22 protein-coding genes are annotated in these 23,737 nt (G+C 47.6%); 13 read left to right on the top strand and 9 right to left on the bottom strand.

The features are described 5' to 3' along the window. Positions 1-36 precede the first annotated feature (36 nt). A complete protein-coding gene (locus AMJAP_RS12970; protein ID WP_019620116.1) occupies positions 37-864 on the top strand; it encodes a tetrahydrofolate dehydrogenase/cyclohydrolase catalytic domain-containing protein in 828 nt (275 codons plus the stop codon). A 50-nt stretch (positions 865-914) separates the two neighbouring features. On the opposite strand, the gene AMJAP_RS12965 is transcribed toward AMJAP_RS12970, so the two are convergent. Further along, on the bottom strand, positions 915-2,762 hold the full coding sequence (locus tag AMJAP_RS12965; RefSeq protein ID WP_019620117.1) for a sensor domain-containing diguanylate cyclase: 1,848 nt from the start codon (positions 2,760-2,762) through the stop codon (positions 915-917). Between the two features lie 378 nt (positions 2,763-3,140). On the opposite strand from AMJAP_RS12965, the gene AMJAP_RS12960 reads away from it, so the two are divergent. The 8 genes from AMJAP_RS12960 to AMJAP_RS12925 all read left to right on the top strand — a co-directional run bounded on the left by AMJAP_RS12960 (position 3,141) and on the right by AMJAP_RS12925 (position 8,356). Beyond that, the gene (locus AMJAP_RS12960; RefSeq protein WP_019620118.1) at positions 3,141-3,746 is read left to right on the top strand and encodes a cytochrome b/b6 domain-containing protein; all 606 of its coding nucleotides are present in this window, start codon (positions 3,141-3,143) and stop codon (positions 3,744-3,746) included. After that, complete coding sequence (locus AMJAP_RS12955) at positions 3,733-4,128, top strand: DUF1924 domain-containing protein (RefSeq protein WP_019620119.1); 396 nt, start codon at positions 3,733-3,735, stop codon at positions 4,126-4,128. Before AMJAP_RS12960 ends, AMJAP_RS12955 begins: the two co-directional genes overlap by 14 nt. 1 nt (position 4,129) lies before the next feature. Beyond that, entirely contained in the window at positions 4,130-4,681 is a 552-nt protein-coding gene (locus AMJAP_RS12950) for a diheme cytochrome c (protein WP_019620120.1), read from the top strand. Then, complete coding sequence (locus tag AMJAP_RS12945) at positions 4,635-4,937, top strand: PepSY domain-containing protein (protein ID WP_051088382.1); 303 nt, start codon at positions 4,635-4,637, stop codon at positions 4,935-4,937. Before AMJAP_RS12950 ends, AMJAP_RS12945 begins: the two co-directional genes overlap by 47 nt. Further along, positions 4,934-5,602 (top strand): response regulator transcription factor, encoded by a 669-nt coding sequence (locus tag AMJAP_RS12940; RefSeq protein WP_019620122.1) that lies wholly within the window; start codon positions 4,934-4,936, stop codon positions 5,600-5,602. Before AMJAP_RS12945 ends, AMJAP_RS12940 begins: the two co-directional genes overlap by 4 nt. A 22-nt stretch (positions 5,603-5,624) precedes the next feature. Further along, positions 5,625-6,938: a sensor histidine kinase gene (locus tag AMJAP_RS12935; RefSeq protein WP_019620123.1), complete on the top strand. Its 1,314-nt coding sequence runs from the start codon at positions 5,625-5,627 to the stop codon at positions 6,936-6,938. A 44-nt stretch (positions 6,939-6,982) separates the two neighbouring features. Continuing rightward, the gene (locus AMJAP_RS12930; protein ID WP_026339937.1) at positions 6,983-7,612 is read left to right on the top strand and encodes a DNA-3-methyladenine glycosylase family protein; all 630 of its coding nucleotides are present in this window, start codon (positions 6,983-6,985) and stop codon (positions 7,610-7,612) included. Between the two features lie 114 nt (positions 7,613-7,726). Further along, positions 7,727-8,356, top strand: coding sequence for a tetratricopeptide repeat protein (locus AMJAP_RS12925; RefSeq protein ID WP_019620125.1), 630 nt, complete (start codon positions 7,727-7,729; stop codon positions 8,354-8,356). A 19-nt stretch (positions 8,357-8,375) separates the two neighbouring features. Here AMJAP_RS12925 and AMJAP_RS12920 read toward each other — a convergent pair whose 3' ends face one another. Then, the gene (locus tag AMJAP_RS12920) at positions 8,376-8,912 is read right to left on the bottom strand and encodes a DUF924 family protein (RefSeq protein WP_019620126.1); all 537 of its coding nucleotides are present in this window, start codon (positions 8,910-8,912) and stop codon (positions 8,376-8,378) included. 249 nt (positions 8,913-9,161) lie between these two features. On the opposite strand from AMJAP_RS12920, the gene AMJAP_RS12915 reads away from it, so the two are divergent. Further along, entirely contained in the window at positions 9,162-10,766 is a 1,605-nt protein-coding gene (locus AMJAP_RS12915) for an ABC-F family ATPase (RefSeq protein WP_026339939.1), read from the top strand. 87 nt (positions 10,767-10,853) lie between these two features. On the opposite strand, the gene AMJAP_RS12910 is transcribed toward AMJAP_RS12915, so the two are convergent. The 3 genes from AMJAP_RS12910 to AMJAP_RS12900 all read right to left on the bottom strand — a co-directional run bounded on the left by AMJAP_RS12910 (position 10,854) and on the right by AMJAP_RS12900 (position 14,965). Further along, positions 10,854-12,308, bottom strand: coding sequence for an ATP-binding protein (locus AMJAP_RS12910; RefSeq protein ID WP_019620128.1), 1,455 nt, complete (start codon positions 12,306-12,308; stop codon positions 10,854-10,856). Between the two features lie 177 nt (positions 12,309-12,485). Further along, the gene (locus tag AMJAP_RS12905; RefSeq protein WP_019620129.1) at positions 12,486-13,457 is read right to left on the bottom strand and encodes a C45 family autoproteolytic acyltransferase/hydolase; all 972 of its coding nucleotides are present in this window, start codon (positions 13,455-13,457) and stop codon (positions 12,486-12,488) included. Then, positions 13,454-14,965, bottom strand: coding sequence for an amidase (locus AMJAP_RS12900; RefSeq protein ID WP_019620130.1), 1,512 nt, complete (start codon positions 14,963-14,965; stop codon positions 13,454-13,456). Before AMJAP_RS12900 ends, AMJAP_RS12905 begins: the two co-directional genes overlap by 4 nt. A gap of 156 nt (positions 14,966-15,121) precedes the next feature. On the opposite strand from AMJAP_RS12900, the gene AMJAP_RS12895 reads away from it, so the two are divergent. Then, positions 15,122-15,610 (top strand): hypothetical protein, encoded by a 489-nt coding sequence (locus tag AMJAP_RS12895; protein WP_019620131.1) that lies wholly within the window; start codon positions 15,122-15,124, stop codon positions 15,608-15,610. Between the two features lie 70 nt (positions 15,611-15,680). Here AMJAP_RS12895 and AMJAP_RS12890 read toward each other — a convergent pair whose 3' ends face one another. After that, positions 15,681-16,172, bottom strand: a complete 492-nt coding sequence (locus AMJAP_RS12890) for a PACE efflux transporter (RefSeq protein WP_019620132.1) — start codon at positions 16,170-16,172, stop codon at positions 15,681-15,683. Positions 16,173-16,290: 118 nt separating this feature from the next. Here AMJAP_RS12890 and AMJAP_RS12885 point away from each other — a divergent pair, with 118 nt between their 5' ends. Beyond that, positions 16,291-17,190: a LysR family transcriptional regulator gene (locus AMJAP_RS12885; RefSeq protein ID WP_019620133.1), complete on the top strand. Its 900-nt coding sequence runs from the start codon at positions 16,291-16,293 to the stop codon at positions 17,188-17,190. Here the strand turns inward: AMJAP_RS12885 and AMJAP_RS12880 are convergent. The 3 genes from AMJAP_RS12880 to AMJAP_RS12870 form a co-directional block, all read right to left on the bottom strand. Further along, a complete protein-coding gene (locus AMJAP_RS12880) occupies positions 17,187-19,703 on the bottom strand; it encodes an EAL domain-containing protein (protein WP_019620134.1) in 2,517 nt (838 codons plus the stop codon). The genes AMJAP_RS12885 and AMJAP_RS12880 overlap by 4 nt on opposite strands. Positions 19,704-19,707: 4 nt before the next feature. Next, positions 19,708-21,360, bottom strand: coding sequence for a FecR domain-containing protein (locus tag AMJAP_RS12875; protein ID WP_019620135.1), 1,653 nt, complete (start codon positions 21,358-21,360; stop codon positions 19,708-19,710). A 337-nt stretch (positions 21,361-21,697) separates the two neighbouring features. Next, complete coding sequence (locus tag AMJAP_RS12870; RefSeq protein WP_019620136.1) at positions 21,698-22,507, bottom strand: IclR family transcriptional regulator; 810 nt, start codon at positions 22,505-22,507, stop codon at positions 21,698-21,700. A 439-nt stretch (positions 22,508-22,946) separates the two neighbouring features. Here AMJAP_RS12870 and AMJAP_RS12865 point away from each other — a divergent pair, with 439 nt between their 5' ends. Next, on the top strand, positions 22,947-23,546 hold the full coding sequence (locus AMJAP_RS12865; protein WP_019620137.1) for an MBL fold metallo-hydrolase: 600 nt from the start codon (positions 22,947-22,949) through the stop codon (positions 23,544-23,546). Positions 23,547-23,737: the final 191 nt, after the last annotated feature.

Here is a 23,737-nt window from a genome sequence, read left to right as displayed (position 1 = left end):
TCCCATTTTAAATGTATCTGGAATATGAGGTTAACGATGTCGGCACTGATTCTTGACGGTAAAACTCTGGCGAAACAACGCGAGCAGATGTTAAAGCAGCGTGTGGATAAGCTGGAGCTAAAGCCGGTGCTGGCAACTATTCTGGTGGGTGATGATCCTGCGTCAGCGACTTATGTACAGATGAAAGTAAATGCCTGTGGCCGGGTAGGTATGGGGTCTCGTAGTGTAACGTTGCCAGAAACCACCAGTACCGAAGAGCTGTTGGCAACCATTTCTGAGTTGAATAATGACCCGCAGGTTTGCGGTATTCTGTTACAGCATCCCGTGCCAGCGCAGATTGATGAGCGGGCTTGCTTCGATGCGATTTCGATTAGGAAAGATGTTGATGGGGTCACGACTCAGGGATTTGGTCGTATGGCGATGGGGGAGCAGGCTTTTGGTTCGGCGACACCAGCAGGGATTATGACACTGTTGGATCACTACGGCATCGAACTGGCAGGTAAGCATGCAGTGGTGGTTGGCCGCAGTCCTATCTTAGGTAAACCGATGGCTGCGATGTTACTCAACGCGAATTGTACAGTGACCGTTTGCCACTCTCGTACAGCGGACCTGGCTGATCAAATAGGTCGGGCGGATATAGTGGTTGGTGCGGTAGGTAAGCCAGAGCTGATTCGGGCTGCATGGATTAAAGATGGTGCCGTGGTGGTTGATGCCGGATATCATCCGGGAGGTCTGGGAGATATTGAAAAAGATGGTCTGGAATCCCGGGTTTCCGCTCTAACCCCGGTACCGGGTGGCGTGGGACCGATGACTATCAATGCATTGATCAGCCAGACTCTGGAAGCCGCGGAGCTGTTCGCGTAACGAAAGTCGTTACCCTGTCCGTCGAGCTAAGCTTCGCGAGGTGACAACCATTATATGGTTAGTGCTTCGATGCTTGATTTGTAATCGGTAACCACACAGTTTTTACCTTTCTGTTTTGCCCTGTACAGGGCTTTATCCGCCTGTAAAATGAGATCCACCTCGGAGCTTTCTTGATTGAATTCTGAAACGCCAAAGCTGGCAGACAGTGGCTGATTATTGATATCGATTAATTTGAGTTCGGTAACCCGTTGCCGGATGCGCTCAGCCACTACCGCAGCCTCCCATATATCTGTCGCGGGCAGGATAAGGATAAATTCTTCTCCGCCGTAGCGACCACAATAGTCAGCCTCTCTCATGCAGGCTTTAAGAATTTTAGCGATGTTAATTATTACGCCATCACCGGCCAGATGGCCAAAGCGGTCATTGACCTTTTTAAAATCATCTATATCCAGCATGATGACTGACAATGGCTGGATATATCGAACGGCAATATGCAGTTGCTGTTCAAGCAGATCGATCGTGGCATTATGTGTTAGCAGGCCTGTCATGCTGTCTTGAAGACTGAGTTTCTTTAAGCGGATATTGTTCTCTTCCAGCTCATGTGTACGAGCCTGTACTAACTGTTCAAGTTCTAAATTTTTCTGTTCCAGCGACTCGCCTTTCAGCTCACCAATTTTTACTTTTTGGGCTTGCCTTAGTATGGCGCGATCAATCAGCGCATAGCCAAGCAGAATGACTTCAATAATCGAGCCAATCTGAATTGAATACAATGTCAGGAATGTTTGTGGCACCAGACCAAAATAGAGCAATCCTGCTATAAAAATACCAAAGAGGAAGATGATCCAGGCCATTAGGAAGTAACGGGCAGGCCGGTAACCACTGCGCCAGGATGAGATAGCGGCGAACAGTATAACCGGTGGAAGGCTGAGTCCGGCTAAGGTGGATAACTTAACTCCCAGTGCGTAATCCCCAAACAAACTCATGACAATACCCAGACTGTCCAGGCTGATCAGAAAGGCGACAATAGTGATCAGCTGAACGCTGTGTCGTTGCCAGATCCGTAAGAACCCCCCAGCAAACAGATAGCCGCCGATGCCGACAAAACCAACTGAGGCTGCTGTTAGACGACCAGAGTATTCAGATAGCTCAGGCCAGAGGTATTGATAGCTCAGGCCGTTCAGGCTGAGCTGAAAGATAATATAAGTTAGTAGATACAACGAATACGTAAGAAACAGCGGATCTCTGAGCTTGAGATAGAAAGCGGCCGCTACCATCATCAGTAAAATCATAATGCCGTAGTATGCGCCTAGCAGTAAATTGCTATTATCCAGGTATTGAATGAAAGCATCGTAACTCCAAAGATAAAGAGACACCTGGATGCTACCTTCTGAATCCATGCGCAGATAGTACGTACGAGACTCACCTGGGTGATTGGGGAGCTCAAACATAAAATTTCTAAACTGATACTCACGTTCGACAAAGGGTTTTGATTCACCCGCCTCGCTCATATGATAGCTACCGTCTGATTGGGGCAGATAGAGTTCGATATTATCGATACGAGGATTAGCAAACTCCAGTAACAGGGGAGGGGTTTTTTCGTTTTGGTGTAGGGTGAAACGGATCCAGTATGGGGTTGAGGTAAAACCCAGATTACTCCCTGTTTTGGCGATGGGTGCGAACGAGACGATTGAATCCGGTGTATCAATATCGGTGATCAGAATACTACGATTGGCATCTGCCGCTAATTCTAGTGAGGAAGTTATGGATAGCTTGTCAGTAAAACGGTCAGCAATGATTGTATTTGCGTTAGTTATAGGGCTGCTCATGATCAGCAGTAATAACAGAAGACCGTATATCGATAGTAGAGCTCTGGGAGGGGACTTTTTTACAGCGTCCATAACAAACACCCCTGGTACTGAGGCTGAGTTCTAAAATCCCTGAACACCTGAGACCGATCATCATGTAGGTCCCTTTTTTGTACCTGTGGCGACATTAGCATACGGCTTTGCATATTTCATTGATCAAAAGCATAACTTCACAGGTCAAAATTGATAAATTTCGCCAGCATATAGGTGAAATTTAAAAGGGAGTAATTGTTTAAATTTATGGCGTTAATATGGATAGCCTATGTTGAAACATGGGCAGGCCGAATTTAATTAATTACTCTGCGTTTCTTTCTCTTCGGTAAGTCTTTTTAAGCTTCTTTTAAGTACTTCTCATTAAGATAGGCGTTATAGGAGATCGGTCATCGATATGAGCGATAGAGGAGAAAGAAGATGCCGAATTTAGATTCACCCCAGGTAATAAAAGTCTGGGACCCCTTCGTCAGGATATTTCATTGGTCATTGGCACTGTTTTTTACGGTTGCTTATCTGACTGAAGATGATTTTGAAGCGGTACATTTTTATATGGGCTATGCCATCAGCGCGCTGATTGGGTTTCGTTTGCTTTGGGGTATCGTCGGACCAAAATACGCACGTTTTGGTAACTTCATTACCGGGCGTGACAAAGTCGTTAGTTATTTGAAGTCACTGTTAACCGGCAACGCTGAACATTACGTCGGTCATAATCCCGCAGGCGGCATGATGGTGATCGCGCTATTACTAATGCTGGCACTGACCTGTTTCTTCGGTATGACGCTGTTAGCCATTGAGGGTGATGGGCCACTGGCAGGTACTTTCGTTACGGTATTTAACGAAGACCTGATAGAAGATGTGCATGAGCTCTGCGCTAACGCCACTTTATTTCTGGTCTTTGTACATATAGCGGGTGTCATTGTCAGTAGTTTTCTACACCGGGAAAATCTGATTCGAGCGATGGTCACAGGTGTTAAAAAGGTCGTGGCTAAGAAGGATGAAGGAGAGACATATGTGGGCAAATAGGTGGTTGTTAGCAGGGGTGTTATCCAGCTTAGGAGTGGCTGCAAACGCCGATGTCATGGCGAATATTACAGATCAGAAACTGGATCAGTATCGTGTTCAGGGAGTTGAGAGTTTCAGCCCTGAAGCCGGATTGGAACTATGGCGTTCAGATAACAATGGCCGCAGCTGCACGCAGTGTCACGGTGCTAATCCAACCGAAGTGGGTAAACATGCAAAAACCGGAAAGGTGATTAAACCGATGGCACCTTCGATAAACCCCAAGCGTTTAACTGACAGCAAAAAAATCGATAAGTGGTTTTTGAGAAACTGTAAGTGGACTTTAAAACGAGAGTGTACTGCGCAGGAAAAAGGCGATTTCTTAGTTTGGTTGAGGGAGCAATAAAATGCTGAAGTCAGGTACGAAAAAAGTGATGGGCTATATTCGTTGGGGCGTGGCCGGTAGTTTTCTGATCGCAGCCTGGGGATTGGGCCTGACCGGGGTAAGTATCGCTTCGGGGAACTATGGTGGGCGCTCCGATAACTCTGTTGAAGCAGAGTTGTACCGGGAGGAATGTGGAGCCTGTCATCTGGCCTATCCAGCAAGGATGTTGCCAGTCGATAGCTGGACTGAAATTATGGCCACACTGGAAGATCATTTCGATGAGAATGCGGAAGTTTCTGATGAAACCGCGACAATGATCAATGCTTATCTCACTGATAAAGCGGGTAAACCGGGACGTGGAATGTTAAAAAGAGTTAAACAGGATATCCCCCTGCGTATCACTGAGCTGCCATACTTTGTTCATGAACATGATGATGTTCCGGTGCGATTGGTCCGTGGCAATGACGAGGTGGGGAGTTTTAGTAATTGTAATGCGTGCCATCAGCGTGCTGAAAACGGAGATTTTGATGAGGATTCGGTTCGTATTCCTGGCTATGGTCGTTGGGATGATTAACCTGGCACATGCCGGGTCTGATATTAGTGATAAACAGGTGAGGGCCTGGGTGGCTGAAGGGCGAATTCTACCTTTCGAAGAGATCTACGCCCGCAATAAGGATCGTTTGTCCGGTCACCTGCTAGATCTGGAGATCGAGCAGGAAGATGGTCGTATTGTCTACGAAGCTGAGCTACTGGATGCTAAGGGTGATGTATGGGAACTGTATATCGATGCGGTTACCGGCGAGGTAGTTAAAGAGGAACAGGACGATTGAGAATCTTACTGGTCGAAGATGATCTGGATCTGGCCGAGAGCTTAAAGCGTCGTTTGCAAAAGGCGGGTTACGTTGTCGAGATGGCGCATAATGGCACCGATGGTCAGTTTCTGGGAGATGAAGAGGTCTTTGATGCGATTGTTCTGGATCTTGGCTTACCAGAAATCGCAGGCCTCGATGTGTTAAAACACTGGCGGGAGAGACGTAATACTGTTCCGGTACTCATTTTGACGGCCAGAGATGCCTGGCATGAGCGGGTAGACGGGTTGAACGCGGGTGCAGATGATTATCTGGGTAAGCCCTTTCATGCGGATGAGGTGATTGCACGGCTGCAGGCTATTGTCCGGCGTACAGTGGGTAAAGCTGATAATGTGCTCGAATGGAATGGCGTGCAGCTATTACTGTCTGAACAGCAGGCGATCGACCAAAATGGCCAGCTTATCGCGTTAACGGCCATTGATTTCAGACTGTTGCGTCAATTTATGATGCACCCCGATACAGTCCATTCTAAAAATCAGCTGAGCGAGCAGGTTTACGAAGAGGATCGAATTAAAGACAGTAATGTCATAGAGGTCTACGTGAATCGGTTACGTAATTATTTTGGTAAAGATTTTATCAAAACCCAGTGGGGCAAAGGTTATCGTATCGGCCCCGTTGATAAATAGAGTTGTTAACTGAAAAATTATAATGACAGTATCTATCCGTAACCAGTTAAGCCGAAGTCTGATTATCGCCCTATGCGTGACGATGGGGGCTTTGTTGGTGGTGATTAACTGGGGCGTAGGGCAAATATCCCAGGAATATATACTTTCCCGTCTGAAGCACGATGCTGAGTCAATAGTGGCCGCGTTGGAACAAGACCCACTCAGTCAGTCCTGGCAGCTTAGCCCGCGAGGGGCGAGTAACGTTTATCAACGAGCGTTGTCGGGGCATTACTACCTGCTCTCAGGCCCCGATGTTGAGATTAGAAGTCGTTCCTTATGGGATTACCCAGTTAGTTTTGACACGCTAACAAAAGGCCAGGAAAACAGCTTCCAAATGCCAGGGGCTAACGACCAGCATTGGTTGGTCTGGCAGCAGGCATTTAGTAAAAACGGTACCCTTTTTACTCTGACGATCATCGAAGATAGCGCGCCACTGGATGCCTTAAAATGGCGTTATACCCTCTGGGCTGTGCTGGTGGTAGTCCTGGGTGCGATCGCTCTGTTCTTTATGCAGCAGTGGAGTCTGACACGAAACTTTCGCTATTTGGATTCTGTCAGAAAGAAGATTCAAGCCTTCCGCTATTCAGAAGAAAAACCGGATCTGAGTGGTATGCCCTCTGAACTGGCGCCGCTGGCAGATGATATAGATAAGTTATTGCAGCAACTCAAGCAACGGGTGAGTCACTCACGTAATGCTTTAGGTAATCTGGCCCATGAGATTAAGCGGCCCTTACAAAGGCTGCAACAGCTCCAGGATGAATCAGACATGGAGTTTGGGGCGGATATTAAAGGTCTGTTAAATGATATCCAGTGGTTGATTCAGCGAGAGATGAAGCGGGCCCGAATTGTTGGGGTTTCTTCACCGGGCCGACAAACGGATCTGCTAATAGACCTGCCCCCGGTGATTAATATTCTGGGTAAGCTGTATCCGGCCATCAGCATTGAAACGGACTTCTCTTCTGAGCATATTTTGCCCCAGGACCGGGACGATATGCTCGAACTGATCGGGAATCTTTTGGATAACGCCTGCAAGTACGCGATGAGTGAAGTAAATCTCAGCACCGCGGTGGTGGATAACCAGCTTATGATTCGTATCCGGGATGATGGTAAGGGACTGCCGCAGGAGAGTATTGAACGGTTGATGCTACGTGGGCAGCGCCTGGATGAGCGAGAAGAGGGAGCGGGTTTGGGGTTGTCTATTTGCAGCGATATTGTTGCAAGCTATCAGGGTCGGCTAACCCTGGAAAACATTGCCCCCCATGGCATTGAAGTAACCATTGGATTGCCATTGCGGTAGTGTATGTCTAACAAGTGGATACCGGAGGTCATATTAATAATCTGATGGATCAGTCCCATATTGATCTGGCACTGGCGGAATTGGCCAAACGGGATGCGGATATTGCCCGGGCGCTACCGCAGATTGGTACGCCCCTACCCCGCCAGCGTCCTTTCGGATTTTCTGCACTGTTGGCTATCATTATCGGCCAGCAGGTGTCGACTGAAGCGGCAGCAGCAATCCGGGGGCGGGTTGAGACCGTTGTGTTAGGTGGTGTCCCGGACGGAGAGCTAACCCCGGAACGACTACAGCTTACTGAGGATCAGGCGCTGCGGGATGCAGGGATGTCCTGGCGTAAAATTGAGTATGCTAATGGGCTGGCTGAGGCACTACAGACAGGGGTATTAGACCTGGATGCTTTGCCTGATATGACAGATGAAGAAGCGATTAAAGCGATATCATCATTACGCGGCTTTGGGCGCTGGAGTGCAGAGATCTACCTGATGTTTTCGTTGCAGCGGCAAGATATCTTTCCCGCTGATGATCTTGCGTTGCTGGTGGCTTTAGGACGGCTTAAACGGTTGGAACAAAAGCCGACACCAAAGCAGGCTCGTCAGTTAATTAAACACTGGTCGCCCTGCCGTAGCGCGGGTTCCCTGTTTCTTTGGCACTATTACCGAGGGGCTCCGGCGTAGCCAGAGTTGATAATTATTTCTGAATCTATTGTGCTTTGCGTGGTCGACTAGTGAGAGCAGTATCGATTAGTACTGCCGTCGCGTAGCCAAATGATCTCTACTTGAGGAGTATTTATGACCGATAGCCCTAAGGCTCACAGTATGAAATTCTGGCTCTCAATGGGGGTATTTCAGGTTGTCTTTGGTTTGGCTGTTTTTGGCCTGACCCGTGAGTACTATCTATCAGGTACTTCTGTGGTTAATACGCCTGCTAAGCCTGGTCTGAACTGGCCAACTGCCGGACAAACACTGTCTGGTGATCTGTTAACCGGCCAGGGTATGCCATCGCAAAATATGGGGCAGGGTAGCGGGAATACGGTTGGTGCAACTTCCGATCTTAATATACTGCAAGATCCGGTAGAGATCTCCCGTCAGGCGAACGAGATGTTCGCCCAGCAGGATTATGTGAATGCGGCGGAACTCTATGCAAAGCTCCTGGAGTTTGATCCTGAAAATGGTAATACCTATAACAACCTTGGATTGACACTTCACTACATAGGGCGCTCTGATGAAGCGCTGAAAATGTTGGAAGAAGGCTCTATTATTGATCCTGCTAACCAACGGCTTTTGCTAACACTTGGTTTTGTGAGTAATCAGTTAGGGGATACCGAAAAAGCACGTAATGCGCTTAAGTCGGCTGTGGCTTTAGGCGCTGATACGCAGGTAGGGCAATCTGCGACAAAGATGCTGGATGAGCTGCCCTGAAGCTTCGAAAACAGTGTGCTTAGAAACCTGAATCGGGACTGGTTAAGAAAATCTTTTCTTCAGGGGTAGAAATGCGACCGAGTACCTCATTTCTGTGAGGATAACGTCCGAAGCGTTCAATAATGACTTTGTGCTTATGTTCAAACTCGGCTGAAGAGGGGTTACCCAACTGTGCATAAAGTCGCTCTGCCTCTGTATGAATCATCAATGATTCGCTATGCATAAAAGGCAGATAGAAAAACGGACGTTTCTCTTCGCTGAGTTCTGTATCAAAGCCTTTCTCAATAGCAGATTGCGCTAGTGCTAAAGCCAGAGTGTCATGGGCGAACGACTGTGGTGTGTCCCGGAACATGTTTCGTGAGAACTGATCTAATACAATAATTTCTGCCAGGCTTCCAGAGGCTGTTTTTCTCCAGGGGAATAGCTCGCATGCTACCGCTTGAGTATGTATCTCGGAGAAGCGTTCAATGATCAGCTGATCAAACTTTACGTCTTTGATAAACCACTGGGCGTTATCTATTTCACTGAACCAAAAATTAATAATTTCCTGATACATCATTACCCCTAAAATACTTAGTTCTATTCCCTATTCCCAACCTGATCGGGTCAGGATTCTGATAGGTTTATAATAGCCTAATCGCAGTATCGACAACTATTCATCTGAAAAACAATATTTGTTCAAAAAATGTACAGTTTTGGCTCGACTTTAGGGCCTTAACTCTTTACAGTTCGCGCTTCTCTAAAGACTCTGTATTGCTCTGCTTACCGATACTTTATTTACTGCTCTCTTTTAGGACTTATCCCTTTGATCTCCTCTGCGAACATCACTATGCAGTTTGGCGCTGAGCCTCTGTTTGAAAACATCTCCGCAAAATTCGGCAATGGTAACCGTTATGGTCTGATCGGTGCGAACGGCTGTGGTAAATCTACCTTCATGAAAATTCTGAGTGGAGAGCTCACGCCGACAGCTGGCAACATCTCAATAACACCGGGTGAAAAACTGGGTATTCTAAGTCAGGATCAATTTGCGTTCGAAGAGTACAGCGTTATTGATGCCGTTATCATGGGCGATGCTGAGCTGTGGAAGGTAAAGCAGGAACGTGAGCGAATTTACTCCTTGCCGGAGATGTCGGAAGAAGACGGCATGAAGGTTGCCCATCTGGAAACCGAGTTTGCTGAGATGGATGGCTACAGTGCGGAAAGCCGTGCCGGGGATATTCTGCTGGAAGCGGGTATTGCAGAGAAATATCATTTCGGCCTGATGGGGCAAGTAGCACCGGGCTGGAAACTGCGGGTGCTATTGGCTCAGGCATTGTTCGCTAATCCTGATATTTTGTTGTTGGATGAGCCAACCAACAACCTGGATATTCACACGATTAGCTGGTTGGAGACGGTGCTGAATCAGCGCAAGTGTACGATGATTATTATCTCTCACGACCGTCACTTTCTGAATGCTGTCTGTACCCATATGGCCGATATCGATTATGGCGAACTGCGTATTTATCCCGGCAACTATGAATATTTTATGGAAGCTTCTTCGCTGATCCGAGAGCAGCTGCTGACTGAGAATGCAAAAAAGAGTGCGGAGATGGATGAACTACAATCCTTCGTTAATCGCTTTTCTGCTAACGCCTCTAAAGCAAAGCAAGCGAGTTCCCGAGCGAAGAAACTCGATAAAATAGAGTTGGATGAGGTGAAAACTTCCAGTCGACAGGTGCCTTCCATTGCCTATAAACAGGATAAGCGTTTGCACCGTCAGGCACTGATTCTTGAAGAGATGGGGCATGGCTTCGAGGGAAGCACTCTGTTCTCTGGTGGCAATCTGATCCTGGAAGCCGGGGCTAAGCTCGCGGTGATCGGCGAAAACGGGGCAGGTAAAACGACTTTTCTACGTTGTTTGATGAATGAGTTAGCGGTAAATGAAGGCACCGTTAAGTGGTCTGAAAATGCCAGAATCGGTTACTGCCCTCAGGATAGTTCAGCTGATTTTGACTGTGATCTGACACTTTTTGAATGGATGTCACAGTGGCGTACGCCGAAACATGATGATCTTAAAGTACGGGCGATGCTGGGACGCTTGCTGTTTACCGCTGATGACTTTAATAAGAAAGCCCGCGTCTGTTCCGGTGGTGAAAAGAACCGCCTTCTGTTCGGTAAGCTGATGATGATGGATATCAACGTGCTGATTATGGACGAGCCGACTAACCATATGGATATGGAAGCGATTGAAGCACTGAATGTTGCCCTTGAAGGTTTTGATGGTACGTTGATCTTTGTCAGCCACGATCGCGCTTTTGTGTCTTCGTTAGCCACCTGTGTTATCGAAATTAAAGACAAGAACGTGGTCCACTTTCCAGGGACGTTCGATGAATACCTGGAAGATCAAACTAAGGCGTCCAGAGTTGCCTGATCGTTTATCTTGCTAAACTGTTTCTGACAGATGTAAAAAAGCCCCAGTTTCTTACGCAGAAGCGTGGGGCTTTTTTTTATGCCCTTATCAGAGCATTTTACGTACGTTGTCGGTTGGAATGTAGGGCACTTCCAGTTCCTCCAGCTCTTTATACTCAAACTCTTTGTTAATTGCGGTGACCCATTTACTTGCCCGTGGCAGTAACTGACGGTCATCAGACTGCATCCGGCCTCGTGCAATTAGTATCCCCATGTCAGCGCCCAGGTAGCTGTAATCTCCCTCGCCGTAAACCCGCAGATAGAATGCATCATTGTTATCACTGACGTTGCCCCAGTCGATGCTTTGACGAACATAGTTGATGTCGCCATCGTCGTCCATGCGCCAGATACCCGTTTTTGGTGCTTTAGTGATCATCCGTACTCTGTCTTCGGTGTGCTTGAGAACCAGTTGAGTCCAGGTATCAAAGTCAGCCCAGCGCTTCTGAATCTCTTCAATATCGATGTCGAACTCTACATCCATAAATTCCAGCAGGTGCAGCAGCATCAATGGAATGCCGCCGTACTTTGAAGTGACCAGGTTGGTAAGCGGGCTGGCACCACTGATACGCGGGTTAATTTCACCCAGATATACTTCGCCATCATCCGTATCTACCAGATAATCAAAGCAGAAAGTACCACGGTAGCCGGTTTCATAGAGTTTATCGCCCATCGCTTTAACCATTAAGATGATCTTATCGCGCTGCTCACCTTTGAGTATTTCAGGGAAGATATCATTACCACACCAGCCCCCTTTATAGGGAGTTAGCTCTTCATAACCTGTAATATCGGTCTGTAATGGCCCCACTAAAGTGCCACAGCGAGTAGCTACAGCTTCCACTGTACCTGGGATGTGGTTGATGTATTTCATCACCTTCAGTGTTTCGCCAACGATTTTATCGGCGTTTTTATCCCAGTCAGCTTCGCTGCTGATGAAATAGGTGGTTTTACCTGAATCACCATAAGGGGTTTGTACTACCAGCTTATTCCCCAGCTTTTTCTCATCCGCTAACGCTTGTAGTTCTGCGTAGCTGGAGGCTTCGACATCAACGATATTGGGAGCACTCGGAACACCGGCTTCATTCGCGAGTTGGGTGGTGACAATTTTTGAATCCAGGCGGGTTCGCAAGCTTGCAGGCGGCAGAGCTATTTCCATGCCTAAACTTTTAGCGATCTCTTCTGTTTTCTCATCAAACATAACGGTCAGAATCTTACCCTTACCGCCCGATTTTTCGAAAAGTTCTACGGACTCTTTGTGGCTCAACAGATAGTTGGCCATATCTTCCATTGACTGAAACTCTCGCTCGGTATTCTGTGTTGGATTGGTCACCCGGAAGTGGCCTCCATCGAAAGAGTCGAAGTGAGAGATATATTTGAAGCCCTGAATCCACTGTCCCAATCCCAGAATGTTATAGGCGGTCGGTGAAACGAAGTAGATAGGTGTCGTATTGTTTCGAAAGAATCGATAGATGTCAGATAGGCTTCGAAGAGTATCAGGTGTGCTCATAGTAGCGTCCTTTATATTATTATCGTTAGATAAGGTTGAGTCTGTTGGTTTTATCTCACTAACACTCTTCGGTGTTTGCGGGAAAATGATGCTGCGAATCTTGCATAAGATTGAGGTGAATCTATTTGTCAGGATAGTCATGCGCTTTTTAATACACCCCGGTCTATGGCTGCTTGGTTATACATAGTGAATATCCAGTGTCTGTTCAGGGAACAGGTCGAAGCTCAGGTTGAGGCTTTGATGTGGCCAGAGATAGCTGACCTGTCCCTCTGCAGGCAGATATACAACGGTATACAGCGTGCCTGATGAGTGAATGTCATGCTGCCGATACAGGGGGCTGTAGAGAAATTGAGCAGCGCTGTCCTGTAAGGTCGTTTCCTGTTGTGCAGCAAGCTTATTGAGCGCATCCAGGCGGGTAACAGAGTCCTCAAGAAACACAGGTTTCCCTGGCTCTACCGATCCCTGATGATTGGTTGAGGTGGTTGCATGACTGACACAGATATCCCGGTCCGGTGCGATAAAAACGGTAGAATGATTACCTGTCTTATCAACCAGTGCGATGTTGTAATCCAGGTGCACGGGAACGCGTCTGAAAACCTCTATTGCTTCTTCTACATTACTGCAGGTTTCCAGTACATAGCGAACCACGATGGTGATCCCAAATCCTTTTCCTTCCACCAGGCGACCGCCATAGTTAATAGAGATACTCAGACCTGCATCGTTGATACCGTCGAGCGCCCCCCAGATACAATCTGCCGTCGCGATGACTTTTTTATCCAGCCATTGGCTCTGCATAATGGTGCCTTCACAGAGAAACGCAGGAAAATCATAGTTGCGGATCAGGGCTGTCTGCTCTTTCTTATAGATCAGTTGTGAACAAGCAGAATAGAAGGTCGGAGGACAGTACAAACTGAGAAAGCGAGCTTGTAAATCATCGCAATCTAACAGTGTCGTCAGCTTTTTATACAAGGGGACCAATTCAGGCATGTGTTGTTTGAGTGCATTGATGCACTCCAGATAGCTGGGGCGTGCTTCCTCTCCTTCATCCAGATACCAGGCCCGGTAGGCTGGCCAGCTTTTACTAAAAAGTTCGCTGAACTTCTCACCGGGTGAAAGTTCACTGATGACGTCAAACTGCAAATTTTTCACTTAGATACCGTCCCCCGAAGCTGTGCCAATCGAGCGCGGGCGCGTTTCATCTGATTGATGATGCCTTTGCTGTCATCTTCGTCCGGGTTGCTGTCTGCTTTAGGTTCAGCCGCAGAATCTTTCGGTGAGTTGTCCCACCCAATGACTTTTTCTAATTGCTCGGCAATATTAAGGACAGAGGCATCCGTCCCCCGGGGGCCTTGAATCTGAATTGATAGCGGCAGACCTTCATCACCTAACCCCATCGGCATGGCACAAGCTGGCATACCTGTCAGATTGGCATCGTACATAAAGGTTGCCCAGTCGAGCCAGGGGTAGGTAATGCGGGTGGAACCTACATATTTAGGGTGGCGAAGGGAGTGTTTGAACGCTTCAACGCCTAGAGTAGGCGTAATAAAAGTTGTACAGTTATTGCGTTCGAACATCGCCTGGTAAGCTGTATGAATTGCTTCCCGGTGATCTTCAGCCGCATCAAATTCTTCTTCGGTAATACTGGCACCAAAGGTCATAGAATCCAGAGTGCCTTGTTCCAGTCCTTTAAGGGGCTGATCCTTATCTTTTTGAAAGCTCCAGGTATCGTACATGGCTGAGGTTGCCCAGGCGATAACGGAAGAGGGCAGGTGCGGATTGTCGTATACGACTTCAGCGCCCGCTTCTTTTAGCTGAGCGACAACCCAGCGAAAGGTCATTCGCACATCATCGTCAATAGGTGCATGGCCTAGGTCTTCAGAGATAATCACTTTCTGGCCGGCCAGTGACAAGGGTTGAAGCGTGTGGGCATTCAGGGAATCAATATAGGCGTGTTCATCGTTATTTGCAGCTATGACTGAATACATCAATCGGGCATCAGCCACCGTCCTGGCCATAGGGCCATAGGAGACAATGGTGCTCCAGGATGGGTTGCAAGGTTCTCTCGGCACCGCTTTATAGGAAGGTTTAAAACCGACAATACCGCAAAAAGCGGCAGGGATGCGGATTGAACCGCCACCGTCACCTCCCAGAGATAAAGTGCCGGCACCTGCTGCTACAGCAGTGCCAGCACCGCCGGATGAACCACCACAGGTACGCTCTCTATTCCAGGGGTTGGTTGTTGTGCCAAAAAGTTCTGATGATGTTGTTCCTGTGAGACAGTATTCCGGGCAGGTGGTTTTTGCAAAGATAACCGCCCCGGCTTCTTCCAGACGTTGAACTGCTGCGCTGGTTTCCTGGGGGATAACGTCTTTTTCGGTGCGTGAGGCACTCGTCACGGGAACGCCTGCAAGCCACTGTGATTCCTTTATAGTGATCGGTAAACCGCACAGAGGTCCGCCCAGACCCTGGGCTAACAGTTCATCAGCTTTAGCGGCGGCCTCACGTGCACGATCGTATAGTTTTACAGAAAATGGATTATAGGTTTCAGCGACATACTCTGCTCGTTGAATCGTTTGCTCAAGCAGCTCAATGGCCGTCATACGGTGAGCGCGAAGGTCTTCGAGTAGTTCAATTGCTGTTTTATTACCTGAATCCATCTGACTTCCTTCATTATTTTGGGTGTTTAAGGTTCTGTGATTCGACCCTGTTTCGAGCTGTTCTATATCAATGTTGTCGAATCTAATTTGTTGTAGAACCTTACATCATGACCCATAATGTATGTCCGTATTTTTCAAAAAGCAACACCATGGATCATGATGTTTACTAATGAGAGTTTAGAAGTCTATCTGGAAATTGCCGGAAGTGTGACACAGGCAGAGCTCCCAATCTGCCGTGAGCAGGGGCGCCTGGGTGATTATGCTGTCGCTTATCGTATCTTTAGAAACAAGCAGGGCGGAGGTTTTGGCGATCCTGATAAACATCCTTATGCCTGGGCTGCATTAGTTTATGTGGATGGATTACCGTTACGATTAAACAGTGCCAGAGGTGACTGTCGTGAGTGGTCAACGCTGGATCGTATAGGTCAGTGGATGGTGGATAACGGTTTCAGGTACTGGTGGACCCGCAACGATCTTGAGTATGTAGAGGCTCCTTTGGCGGCAGAGGCACTCGCAACCATTCCAACCGTTGACACTGTAGTGGGAGCTACCACGGCTGATGTAACGGATGCAGAGTCTGAGGGTGTCCCGGCCGTTGAGTCTGGACTGTCAGCGGATGTTGATTCAGGCCCACTGGCGACGTAGGTTCAACCATTGCCAGAGCGGGTGTTGCCCGCTGCCGTCTCACACGATCAGAGGCCCTGGTATGGGGGAGTTATAAGCCCTCCGCCTGACAAGGCTTATCGGATATCTGATCTGTTAAGGGGCGTGTATGTTGGATAACAGGAAACACCCGGTCATATCCAATATTGAATAATAGCGTGTAAGTCATAACGGCGAACACCATCACAATGTCTACCATGAGTGCCTGTAAAAAGGTCACATTAAGCCACCAGATAATCAATGGCAGCGATGTGGCTGTCAGTGTTACTTCGAATCCAATCGCATGCAGTATTCTTCCGGCTAATTTCCGTTCGGTTGGAATCTTTCCCCGCTTCACGTCATAACGATCAAATCCATAGTTGAAAACTGGATTGATCAGCATCGCTTTAAGGCTGAGAACGATAGCCAGCATTCCCACATCAACAATATCCCGATTCAACATAAGCGACATCATGGGTGCCAGTAATGTTAGTAATAGCGCTTCAAACATGAGGGTATGGCGGAGCCGGTCTAGCGGTGTACGAGTGATAATGGCCTGATTCATGATGGCTCCTGACGGTAGATATAGGGTTGCAGATGATTAGATGGAAGTATTCTAGTCTTTAAATAGATAGATAAAAGTTAGATAATATCTAAAAATCAGATAGGTGGAAGGGTGGTACATGGCGGTAATCGATCAACTGGAAGCCTTTATTCTGGCGGCTGAGACCGGGTCATTTTCTGCCGCTGCCCGACGGTTGGGTAAAGCCCAGTCAGCCGTCAGTACTGCAATCAGCAATTTAGAGTTAGATAGCAATGTTGTGCTGTTTGATCGAAGTCATCGTAACCCGGTGCTCACAGAAAGCGGGGAAGCTCTGCTTGAATATGCCCGGACAGTTCGACACAGCCAGCGTGAGTTCCGAGTGCATGCACACGCCTTAGGGCAGAGCGGTGAGATTAAGCTTTGTCTGGCTGTTGAACAGAGTGTTTCTAACCCTCAGTTGCTGGATATTCTGCATCGGTTCGAGCAACGGTTTCCCCACATTCAACTAGAGTTACTCGATCCTGGTGGCAGTGATGTTGCCGAGCTGATTCGTACAAATCGGGCAGACATTGGTTTAATGTTAGAGCGAGAGGCATATCCACAAGGGTTTGGCTTTAGAGGAATCGGCTATTCAGAGCTGGTAGCAGTTTGCCGGCATGATCATCCGATGGTCGCAAAACAACCGGTCAGTCATGCCAACCTGCGAGGCCATCGGCAATTAGTATTAAGAAGTCTGGATCTGCACGATCAGAGTCATGAGCGCCTGACGTTCAGTCCGAGTGTCTGGTTCTCTGAAAGCCCGTATATTATTCTTGAACTACTCTGTAGTGGCTTAGGTTGGGCGTTTTTACACCGTAATGTAGTGCAGGCAAAGTTACGGACGGGGGAGTTGCTAATTTTGCAGCGGGATTACCAGAAAGTAGCGTCATTACAGGGGGTAGATGTGGTATGGGCGGAGAACCGTCCCCTCGGTAGTGCTGGTAGCTGGTTACTCGAAGAGCTTTCGCATCTGGATCTGACTTTATCGTCTGATAATTAAACGGATTCACACTCAGCTGATTTCAGGTTAATTCCAATCGTCGCACCGTCTCGTAACAGCTGGGTCATTTTGTCGGCGGGCAGTGGATGACTGTACATAAATCCCTGAAATTCGTCACACCCGTTATTGCGCAGGAAAGTAGCCTGCTCCTGGGTTTCTATTCCTTCGGCGATAACACTCATACCCAAACGCTTTCCAATGGTAAGAATTGTGAGGGTTATCTCTGTAGAGCCGCTACTGGTTCCTATTTCCTGGGTAAAAGACTTATCAATTTTCAGACGATCCAGCGGGAAGTGTCTAAGATTACTCAATGATGAATAGCCGGTTCCGAAATCATCAATGGCTAAAATGATTCCCTGCTGTTTGATCTGATTCATCATTTTAATCGCAGTTTCCATATCCCACATGAGAGAGCCTTCGGTTATTTCAAGCTCAAGATCTTCCGGCTTTATCCCGGTCTTCTGAATGATTCGTTTAACAGCGTTCCCCAGATCAGGGTCGATAAACTGGAGGGGTGATACATTCACGGCCAGTCGTAATGGAGGCAACCCTTCATCTTGCCAGGCTTTGAGTTGCTTACAGGCATTGTTCATTACCCACTCCCCGATCGGGCGGATTAAGCCGACATGCTCTGCCACGGGGATGAATTCTTCAGGAGAAACCGAACCCAGCTGAGGGTTGTTCCAGCGTAATAATGCTTCAGTGCCGATGATTTGGCCGCTATTTGCCAGAATTTGCGGCTGATAATAGATCTCAAATTCGTCTCGTTCGAGCGCGTGTATCAGTGCTTGTTCCAGTTGCGAGCGAATTTTGAGCTGTTGACCAATATCGGCGGAGTAAATGCAGAGATGCTCGCTATCATCTATTCGGGATTTAAACATTGCGGTATAAGCATTTCGAAGTAACTGATTATCTTCGTTGTCATCCCCGGACCAGACACTGACCCCTATCTGTGGGGACAGCAAAAGAGACTCTCCATTTACCTCTATTGGTTGTTGTAGTTGCTTTAGCAGGGCTACAGCGGTGTCTTCAATGCTTTCTTTATCGTTTGTTTGGGTTATCAGCACCGCAAAATCATCACCATTCAGATGAGCGATGAAATCATTCTCGGATACTTCAGACCTCAGGCGCTCTCCAATGGACTGTAATAATAGATCACCTATCGGTCTGCCCAATGTTGTACTGGCCGATCCTGGCCACTCAAAATGAATAATCATCAGCCCCGTGATCTGATTAGCTGCTTTTTTGAGCGTCAACTGGTTCAGCCTGTCTTCCAGCATCCCACTGTTGGGCATGCCGGTTGCGCGGTGGTGCTGTGCCTGATACTGAAGCTGCGTTAGAAGCTTCTTACGTAAACTGGTATTCAGATTTAGCTGCCACATGGTCCAGACTGGCCAGATAGCGGCGATAGTTATGACTGTTGAAACCGGCGAGAACCACAGCTGATAAAAACTGAGTAGCGTCAGCGTAGTAATCAGAGCGGCGCCTATCATGACGGCAGAGGACAACAGGCTGATCCGCAGAGGCAGTAAAAGAAGAATGACAACACTGCTGATTAGTATTAATGCTGAACTGAGTAAAAAGTGCTGTGTACGAGTGAGTGAATAGATCGCTTTACCTTGGATCAGAGCATTGAGAATATGTGCATTTACTTCCACCCCGGGCATCCGCTCATGGTCTTGGGCCGCCGGTGTAGCTAGAACGTCGCCTAACCCTGTTGCAGTTGCCCCTACCAAAATATATTTATTACGGATGAGCTGGCCTGGAACTGACCCATTGACCAGATCAATCCAGGAAATGATGGTTGGTTTTTGATCTCTTGCCGCAAAGGGGATGAACATGCTTTTTTGTCTCACCCAGCTTTCGGATTGGTTACTGTCTGTCGGGTGATTTTCTTGAAAATCGGACGGTAAGCTAAGAGAAGGGTCTTTACCTGCGGTCTGAAGCATTGCTAACGCCAGGGCTGGCCAATGAGCATCATTGATCCCACCATAAAGAAATACACGACGACAAAGGCCGTCTTTATCGAGTTCAGTATCGACATGGCCAATACCTGCAGCGTTGATGGCCAGCTCTGGCAAGGGGAGTAACTCGGTTATCATTCCGTCTTGTTGGATGCCGGGTGCGGCAGCTAATACAACTCGGTTACTTTGGTGTAGTGCGATGGCGAATGCTTGATCCGCACCGGGGTCATCTCTTTGGGGTTCAGTAAAAAGAATATCAATGCCGATGGCTGCTGCGTCCATCTCTGTCAGTCGATCAACTAATCGAGCGTGCTCCCGACGAGACCAGGGCCATCGGCCAAGCTGTTCAATGCTGTTGTTATCTACCGCAACAATGACAACCTCGTCGCTCATCTCTCCGGCATGAAAGGGATACATCAGGTCATATGTCATGAGATCCAGCCGTTCAAAGATACGGCTGCTGTTCAGGCCTGTGTTAAGCAGTATCAGCAGCAGTACTAATAGGCTGGCGTACAGCTGGGGACGGTGTGATTCGATCAACAACTTCATCTGTTTACAGCAATATAAGCAGCATAATGGAACCCCAGATAGCCACAGGCGTATAGTCGGTAACTGGTACCACTTTTTGAGTTGCTCCCCAAGGCCCGATATAACCATCGGTTGCAATTGTGCGTACTCTTAAATAACGAGGAGTATTTTTAACCGGCTGGAAACTCATTTCTGGTTTTGTGAGTATTGAATCGGTTTGAATATTATTAAATGCTTTATCGTAAGCCAGTTGAACCTGGTAGGTCTCTCTGTCATTGGTGGATGGCCAGCTGGCAACCAGCATTCCATCTTCCGACGCACTCATCTGTGCATCAACTTTAGCGGGAATTGGTTTGGTCTCCCATTCCCGAATAAGGCCTGCTGGCCCGAATTCATTATCCGCAGTGACACTCGTTAAACGCCAGAAATAGTTGCCCGGAACAGGCAGTGCTGAACTGTCATATCGGTTACCACTAATACCCTTATCATCCACAATTAAATTGTTAAATGTGGCATCGGTAGCTATCTCCAGGTGATAACGAGCGGCGTCTTCTGAAGCTGTCCATTGCAGTTCAGGTGATTGCCCCCGCAAGAGTTTTTTATCTGCGGGTGATAGTTGAACCGGGGGTTGTGGTCTGGCGTCCAGGGTGAACGCGAGAACACTGCTTTGTCCCTCAAGCCCCAGTTGGTCGATTCCGCGAACACGGGCAAAGTATTTACCGTCGGGGAGATCAGGTAAAGGAGCCCGGGAATATTCGCTGATCTGTTGCCATAGCAATGTATTAAAACTGGCGTCTTCTGATACTTCTATACGGTATTCGCGTGCATCTTCGTTAGTTTGCCAGTTGATTATCCAGTTGATGCTACGAATAGGGCCGTCAGGTTTTTTAAACGGTGGTGGCGGTAGTAATTTTTTGGGTGGGATAGGGGCCGTGCCGGTAGCAATCTGGGTGCCGTAGCCTGCTTTAATGAGTCTTTTCTTGTCGGCACCGCTCACGACTACTTTGCCGTGAAGCACCTCAATATTAGACAGCTGACCTTCATCAGCGACGGTTGCGCGGTATTCAGTTCCCCTGACCGCACTAATGGCTGAAGGGGTTTCAATTTCAAATCGAGAGCCAGGCCCTGACGCAGGGGTTACCCGGGTATCCATTCGACCTTTCAGCAAGTTTAATCTGGAATCAACCATCCCAGTTGTGCCGTGGGCACTGAGATGGTCAAATCGAATCAGACTGTCGCTGTAGAGTGTCAGCACGGTGTTATCGGCAAAGCGAATCGCCAGCGTGGTATCTGCACCGGAGCGAATCCGATCACCTAACTGAATCTGGCTGCCCTCTGTAAGAGGGATAACACTGTTGTCAGCCGCTCGCAGTAGTTCAGCTTCGCCACGTAACTCGGATATTTCAGCTGGTACCGGATTGCTTCGAATCCATTTTAACGGTACTCGCAAACGTGTGCCGGGCTGAAGCTGACGCGGGTTTTTAATATTATTGAGCTTCTGAAGCTGCTGAAACCGTGTGACCCGGTCCAGGTGCTTTTCACTGAGGTTCCAGAGGTTGTCGCCTTCAACCGTAGTATAAACCCACTCTTGTGCCTGGCTCAGTGATGAGTGGAGTGAGGTTGTAAGTAAAACGATTAAGCAAAAAGAGAAGTTAAGTGCTATCCGGCTGACAGTCATCGTTTGGCATTCCTTTCGTAATGGTTAGCCGTTATTGCTACATCCGAGCAGGAAGCTTCATGGCTACAAAGCCTCTGCATAGTCTTGTCTATAACGTAGACTAACTAAGGAAAATGCGAACCAGCTCTTGATGTCTTTGCGTGTTGGCAGAGAATACCCAGAGATGCTTTGCAGCTTCCTATAATTCAATGAATTATCAGAAACCTGTGAACCGCAGTTAACAACAAAACAATAAATTACAAAAGGTTAACTTCATTCAGGTTATTAACACTTTAGATCAGTTGACTGGAATACTACAGCCTATATGAGTGACATTTTTCTCAAAATGGTGATTCTCTTATATTTTCTGCGTTGAGCTGACAGATGGGTGTGAGTCTGAGAGTCTGGTTTCTTTATAACCTAACTGAACCGAGATCATTTTAGCGGCTTCTTTTAGCTCTTTAGTCCATTTCAAATTACGCCTTTCTATCGGCGCCGAAATAGATAGCCCTGCAACGGGCAGGTTCGTCTGATCATAGATCAGCACACCGATGCAGCCTACGCCGATCTCCGCTTCTTCATTATCCAGAGCATAGCCGCGCATGGCTGACTGCAGACACTCTTCGGTCAATAATGACAGCGAGGAGAAGGTATTCTGAGTATAGGATGGCAAATTGGTGCGTTCTGCATAACGACTGATCTCTTGTATGCCGCCCATGCCTAGCATCAGCTTTCCGACACCGGTGACATGCAAAGGAGCTCTACTGCCGACCAGTTGATGTACATGCATCATCCGATTCGGAATCGCTCGCTCAAAATAGATGATGACATCACCTTCGCGAATCGTCAGGTTAATACTCTCCCCCAGTTTGTCCCGTAATCGTTCCATATAGGGCAGGGCAACTGCTCGCAGATCAACGTCGGTATGACGTTTATTAGTGAGTTGCATTAGTCGGTTTCCCAACCAGTATTCACCGTTGCTGTTGCGATCGACAAAACGATTATCGATTAGCGAGTGGAGTATTCGGTGAGCAGTAGAAGGGTGGAGTCCTGTTTCGGCACTCAGTACCTTAAGCGTAACCGGTTGCGAGTAACGCGAGATGGCATCTAGAATCTGAGCTGCGCGATCGATTACTTGAATTCGGGTAGCGGGTTTGTTGTCTGACATTGAACGGGGTCCTGAATTTTCATATCTCGTATTCTAATAAATAATGGTCTGATTTCATATTGTGAAAAAGGTGGGCGTTTACTCCTGATGTTACAGCCTCATTGTTAGTCGTCATAAACAGGCCGAAAAATGACCGCTGCATTAGAGGTATTTGATTGGGGAATTTTAACGAGGTTTGAGCCACCCTTCCCAGGTGATCTTTGTTACTGAAGCGTCAAGGGGGGGATAGTGATCGGTTAGTAAAAGCTAATGTCGTACTTTCTTATACTTTGCATCGAGATGCATTGTATAAGGGGATGAAATGGAGCGGTGCTATACTGACATTCTGAATGAGGTTTACGGCTATAAGAGCGTCAACAGTTCATGGCATAACCGATGATTTTTCCCCGGCAGGACTCATCATTATAATTATGTTGCTGCAGTATAGAGAGAATAACTCATGAAATTACTCCACAAGAAAAATCTATTTTGCTGGACTCAGTTTGATGAAGACAGAGATATAGACTTTCACAGTTACCTTTGGGTGAGGGATGGCGGTAATGTGATTTTTGATCCGCTACCTTTAACAGCCCATGATGAAAACCATCTGAAATCATTGGGAAGTGTCAGTCACATCATCATTTCTAATTCTGATCATATTAGGAACGCTAAGGTTTTAGCTCAACAAACCGGTGCTGACATTTGGGGGCCAGCTGGTGAAAAGGCTAGCTTCCCTATTCCATGTACACAGTGGTTAAGTGAAGGCAGAAGTGTTATTGATGGGCTTGATGTCTATGCTTTGAATGGCTCTAAAACAGAGGGTGAGCTCGCCTTCATTGTTGAAGGAAGCACGCTTATCACGGGTGACCTTATCAGAGCGCATTCCGGTGGTAAGCTTTGCATGATACCGGACGCTAAACTACAACATCTAGAACAAGCGAAAGCCTCTGTAAAAAGGGTTGCATCAATCAAGGGTATTGACGCTATTCTGACCGGTGATGGCTGGCCTGTCTTCAGAAACGGTGAGCAAGCTTTGTCAGAGCTGATTGCTTCACTTTAACGAGTCACAAAGAAGAGCCTAAGCCTTTATATACATCAACCTCGGTGTTCTTTGTGCCCTCTGTGGTAAGCCGTTCTTAATGCTATTAACGGCAAAGATGCACCACCGAGAACACCGAGAACACCGAGCTCACAGAGAAAGACAAAAGCTTTTTAATTATTCCACTCGGTGCTTTCCGTGCCCTCCGTGGT

This window comes from Amphritea japonica ATCC BAA-1530, assembly GCF_016592435.1.
Classification (GTDB): Bacteria; Pseudomonadota; Gammaproteobacteria; order Pseudomonadales; family Balneatricaceae; genus Amphritea; species Amphritea japonica.
This window is presented reverse-complemented; position numbering and strand designations above follow the sequence as displayed.

Excerpts from the sequence above, each read along its gene's own strand:
- AMJAP_RS12970 (WP_019620116.1), top strand. The coding sequence starts at position 37 with ATGTCGGCACTGATTCTTGACGGTAAAACTCTGGCGAAACAACGCGAG.
- AMJAP_RS12965 (WP_019620117.1), bottom strand. The coding sequence starts at position 2,762 with ATGGACGCTGTAAAAAAGTCCCCTCCCAGAGCTCTACTATCGATATAC.
- AMJAP_RS12960 (WP_019620118.1), top strand. The coding sequence starts at position 3,141 with ATGCCGAATTTAGATTCACCCCAGGTAATAAAAGTCTGGGACCCCTTC.
- AMJAP_RS12955 (WP_019620119.1), top strand. The coding sequence starts at position 3,733 with ATGTGGGCAAATAGGTGGTTGTTAGCAGGGGTGTTATCCAGCTTAGGA.
- AMJAP_RS12950 (WP_019620120.1), top strand. The coding sequence starts at position 4,130 with ATGCTGAAGTCAGGTACGAAAAAAGTGATGGGCTATATTCGTTGGGGC.
- AMJAP_RS12945 (WP_051088382.1), top strand. The coding sequence starts at position 4,635 with ATGAGGATTCGGTTCGTATTCCTGGCTATGGTCGTTGGGATGATTAAC.
- AMJAP_RS12935 (WP_019620123.1), top strand. The coding sequence starts at position 5,625 with ATGACAGTATCTATCCGTAACCAGTTAAGCCGAAGTCTGATTATCGCC.
- AMJAP_RS12930 (WP_026339937.1), top strand. The coding sequence starts at position 6,983 with ATGGATCAGTCCCATATTGATCTGGCACTGGCGGAATTGGCCAAACGG.
- AMJAP_RS12925 (WP_019620125.1), top strand. The coding sequence starts at position 7,727 with ATGACCGATAGCCCTAAGGCTCACAGTATGAAATTCTGGCTCTCAATG.
- AMJAP_RS12920 (WP_019620126.1), bottom strand. The coding sequence starts at position 8,912 with ATGTATCAGGAAATTATTAATTTTTGGTTCAGTGAAATAGATAACGCC.
- AMJAP_RS12910 (WP_019620128.1), bottom strand. The coding sequence starts at position 12,308 with ATGAGCACACCTGATACTCTTCGAAGCCTATCTGACATCTATCGATTC.
- AMJAP_RS12900 (WP_019620130.1), bottom strand. The coding sequence starts at position 14,965 with ATGGATTCAGGTAATAAAACAGCAATTGAACTACTCGAAGACCTTCGC.
- AMJAP_RS12895 (WP_019620131.1), top strand. The coding sequence starts at position 15,122 with ATGATGTTTACTAATGAGAGTTTAGAAGTCTATCTGGAAATTGCCGGA.
- AMJAP_RS12890 (WP_019620132.1), bottom strand. The coding sequence starts at position 16,172 with ATGAATCAGGCCATTATCACTCGTACACCGCTAGACCGGCTCCGCCAT.
- AMJAP_RS12885 (WP_019620133.1), top strand. The coding sequence starts at position 16,291 with ATGGCGGTAATCGATCAACTGGAAGCCTTTATTCTGGCGGCTGAGACC.
- AMJAP_RS12880 (WP_019620134.1), bottom strand. The coding sequence starts at position 19,703 with ATGAAGTTGTTGATCGAATCACACCGTCCCCAGCTGTACGCCAGCCTA.
- AMJAP_RS12875 (WP_019620135.1), bottom strand. The coding sequence starts at position 21,360 with ATGACTGTCAGCCGGATAGCACTTAACTTCTCTTTTTGCTTAATCGTT.
- AMJAP_RS12870 (WP_019620136.1), bottom strand. The coding sequence starts at position 22,507 with ATGTCAGACAACAAACCCGCTACCCGAATTCAAGTAATCGATCGCGCA.
- AMJAP_RS12865 (WP_019620137.1), top strand. The coding sequence starts at position 22,947 with ATGAAATTACTCCACAAGAAAAATCTATTTTGCTGGACTCAGTTTGAT.